Origin of the sequence: Burkholderia sp. LMG 13014 (genome assembly GCF_905232215.1) — a bacterium.
Classification (GTDB): Bacteria; Pseudomonadota; Gammaproteobacteria; order Burkholderiales; family Burkholderiaceae; genus Burkholderia.
Window position 1 is genome coordinate 1 of the sequence record NZ_CAJNKE010000583.1, and the last position, 3,642, is coordinate 3,642.

Here is a 3,642-nt window from a genome sequence, read left to right on the forward strand (position 1 = left end):
CGAAGTGATGTTGGGCCACCCACGCACTGTCGAACCCGAGCGCTTCCGCGGCCTCGATCAGCTCGAGCGTGTCGTGGAGCACGTGCGTTGACGCTTCGGGCGCATAGACGCGTGTCAGCACGCCAAGACGGATGCGCCGGGTCATGCTGCCGCTCCCGCGACCGGGGCCGCCGTGTCGCCACGCACCGACGATGGTGGCCGCACGAACGGCGGGCGCGGCAGGCCGAGCTGGTCGCGCAGCGTCGGCCCTTCGTATTCGGTGCGGAACAGCCCGCGCCGCTGCAGCTCGGGGACGACCAGGTCGACGAAATCGTCGAGCCCGCCGGGCGCCCACGCGAACGCGACGTTGAATCCGTCCGCGCCGAACGACCGGAACCAGGCCTCGAAGTGGTCCGCGATGGCTTTCGGCGTGCCGGTGACGATGCCCGCGCTCGCGAACCGTTCATAGAGCTGGCGGATCGTCAGGTGCTCGCGGCGCGCGAGATCGACGATCAACTGCTGGCGGCTCTTGCTGCGATTGCTGGCCGGCAGGTCAGGCAGCGGCCCGTCGAGCGGATAGCCCGACAGGTCGAAGTCGCCGGCGTTGTCGGCGAGCAGGCGCAGCCCGAGCACGGGATCGATCAGGTCCTGCAGCGCGCGCAGCTTGTCGCGCGCGTCGGCCTCGGTCGCGCCGACGATCGGCATGACGCCCGGCAGGATCTTCAGGTGGTCCGGCTGGCGGCCGTAGCGCGCGAGGCGGCCCTTGACGTCCGCGTAGAACGCCTGCGCGTCGTCGAGCCGATGCTGCGCGGTAAAGATCACTTCCGCACAGCGCGCGGCCAGCTCGCGCCCGGCCTCCGACGAACCGGCCTGCACGAGCACCGGATGCCCCTGCGGCGCGCGCGCGACGTTCAGGGGGCCGCGCACGCTGAAATGCGCGCCGCGATGATGGAGCACGTGCAGCTTGCGGTGATCGAAATGCAGGCCGGTGGCCTTGTCTTCGACGAACGCGTCGTCTTCCCAGCTGTCCCACAGTCCCGCGACGACGCGCTGGAACTCGTCGGCGCGGACGTAGCGGTCGGCGTGCGCGAGATGCGGCGCCGCGCCGAAGTTCGCCGCTTCGTCGGGCACCACCGAGGTCACGAGATTCCAGCCCGCACGGCCGCCGCTCAGGTGATCGAGCGACGCGAACTTGCGGGCGATGTGGTACGGCGCGTTGTAGGTCGTCGTCGCGGTCGCGATCAGGCCGATGCGGTGCGTCACGGCCGCGAGCGCGGCGAGCAGCGTGAGCGGCTCGAAGGTCTCCGCGCGCGCGCTGCGGCGCAGCGAGTCGACGTGGCTGCCCTGCGTCGCGACGACGTCCGCGACGAACAGCGCGTCGAGCTTGCCGCGCTCGGCCGTCTGCGCCATGCGCCGGAAGTGCGCGAAATCGCGATTGCCGTTCGGTTGCGCGAGCGGATGGCGCCAGCCGACCACGTGGCTGCCGGTGCCGTTCAGCATCGCGTTGAGTTTCATCTGGTCGGTACGGCGCGTCATCCGATCCTCCTCAATACGTGTAGGTCACGCGCACCCCGACGGTGCGCGGCTGGCCGGCGGCGGCGACGTTCGTGCCGGGCAGGAAGAAGTTCTTCGTCAGGTCGTACTGGCGGTTGAACAGGTTGCGCGCCCACAGCGCGACGTCCCAGTGCCGGTCGGGCGACGTGACGGTCAGGCTCGCGTTGAACAGCCAGTACGCGTCGACGGTGTAGTTCGGGCCGAGCAGCAGCAGCTGCGAATACGCGTCGCGATAGCTGTAGTTGGTTTCCGCGCGCAGCCGGTAGCCGCCCGCCAGCCAGCTGTACGCGACCTGCCCGCCATAGCTGAGGCGCGGAAAGCTGAGCGCGGTGCCGTTGTAGTCGGTGAACACGTTGTGGCCGCTGGCAGCCGATGCCTGCGTGTTGTACGTGACGAACGGCGACGTGTACTTGCCGCCCTTGTAGCCCACGTATTGCGAGATCTCGAGCCCGCGCACCGGTTGCCATTTCAGGTCGGTCTCGAAACCGTCGATGCGGGATTTCGGCGCGTTGACGAACGTGCCGATCAGCGATTGCGAGTTCGGGTCGAACGTCGCGGACAGCACTTGCTGGTCGCGGTAGTCGTAGTGGAACGCGGAAACGTTCCAGCGCAGCGAGCGCGTGAGGTCGCTCTTGAAGCCGACCTCGTACGCGGTGAGCGATTCCGGCTTGAACGGCGCGAGCGCGTTCGAATTGCTGGTGTTGTGTGCCGTGAAGCCGCCGGACTTGTAGCCGCGGCTGACGGTCGCGTACAGCATGGTCGCCGGCGCGAGGTCGAATTCGAGGCCGATCTTGCCGGACGTGCCGTTCGATGTCAGCGACTGGTTCGCGTCGCCACCCTGGAAGCCCGCGAACGGCACGAACGACGGCGTCAGCATCCCCGACGCGAAGCCGCGCAGCTCGCGTTTCTCGTGTTCCTGGCGCAGCCCGACGATGCCGCGCAACCGCTTCGTGATGTCGTAGGTCGCCTGGCCATACACGCCGAGCGTATCGACCGACTGGCGGTAGCGCGTCAGCGCGATGAAGCCGAGCCGGTCGCTGAAGTCGGAATAGAACTTCTCGTCGAGGTCGTCGTGCGAGTAGAACAGGCCGGCGACCCAGCGCAGCCGCGTGTCGCCGCGCGAGGCCGCGCGCAGTTCCTGCGTGACTTCGTTGACGGTGTCGTCGAAATACTCGTCGGAATCGTGATAGCGGGTGGCATCCCAGTCCGAATACTCGCGGCGGTGCAGGTAGTTGTACGCGGTGATGCTCTTCAGTTCGACCGGGCCGAGATTCCACGTCGCGGTCAGGTCGACGCCGCCGTTCACGTTGTTGCGCCCGGGCTTCGCGTCGGTCGACAGGCCCGTCGCGCGCGAAAACGCGGGGCTCACGCCCCAGCCGGTCTTCGTGTGGTCGGCATCGGCCGGGATGACCTCGCCGGTCTTGGCCGACGTGTACGGCGTGAACAGGTACAGCCCCTCGTTGTCGGATTTGTCGAAGCCACCGTGCGCGCCGAAATGCAGCTTGAAGTCGCGCGTGACGTCCCAGTCGAGCTGGCCGCGTGCCGCGGCGCTGTCGTGATTGCCGAGCGTCTGGTTGGTCGCGCGATCGTTCTGCCACGCGCCGAAGTCCTGCGTCGTGAACGCGAAACGGCCGCGCACGCGGTCGCTCAGCGGGCCGGACACGTAGCCCTCGGTCGTCAGCAGGTTGTGCGTGCCGTATTCGGCGCTCACGCCCGCCTCGAAATCGCGGGTGGGCTGGTTCGTGATGAAGTTGACGGTGCCGCCCGTCGTGTTGCGGCCGTACAGCGTGCCTTGCGGGCCGCGCAGCACCTCGACGCGCGCGATGTCGAACAGCTGCCCCTGGGTCTGGATCGGCAGCGCGTATGCCACGTCGTCGACGTTGATGCCGACCGTCGACGCGTTGTTGGACGTGTAGTCGTTGAAGCCGACGCCGCGGATCCGGAACTGCGGCTGGCCGCCGCCGAATGCCGGCTCGACTTCGACGTTGGACGTCGCATGCTGCAGGTCATTCACCGTGTCGACGTTCAGCGTTTTCAATTCGTTGCCGGAGATGACCGACACCGACGCACCGACGCGTTGCGCCGATTGCCGGCGCCGCTCGGCGGTGA

2 protein-coding genes are annotated in these 3,642 nt (G+C 68.0%); both read right to left on the reverse strand.

Annotated features, from left to right (window positions below; genetic code table 11):
* Nucleotides 1-141: 141 nt before the first annotated feature.
* Complete coding sequence (locus JYJ84_RS31295; RefSeq protein WP_122950063.1) at nt 142-1,515, reverse strand: LLM class flavin-dependent oxidoreductase; 1,374 nt, start codon at nt 1,513-1,515, stop codon at nt 142-144.
* Between the two features lie 10 nt (nt 1,516-1,525).
* On the reverse strand, nt 1,526-3,642 hold a 2,117-nt coding region (locus JYJ84_RS31300), incomplete at its 5' end, for a TonB-dependent receptor (RefSeq protein WP_205189920.1).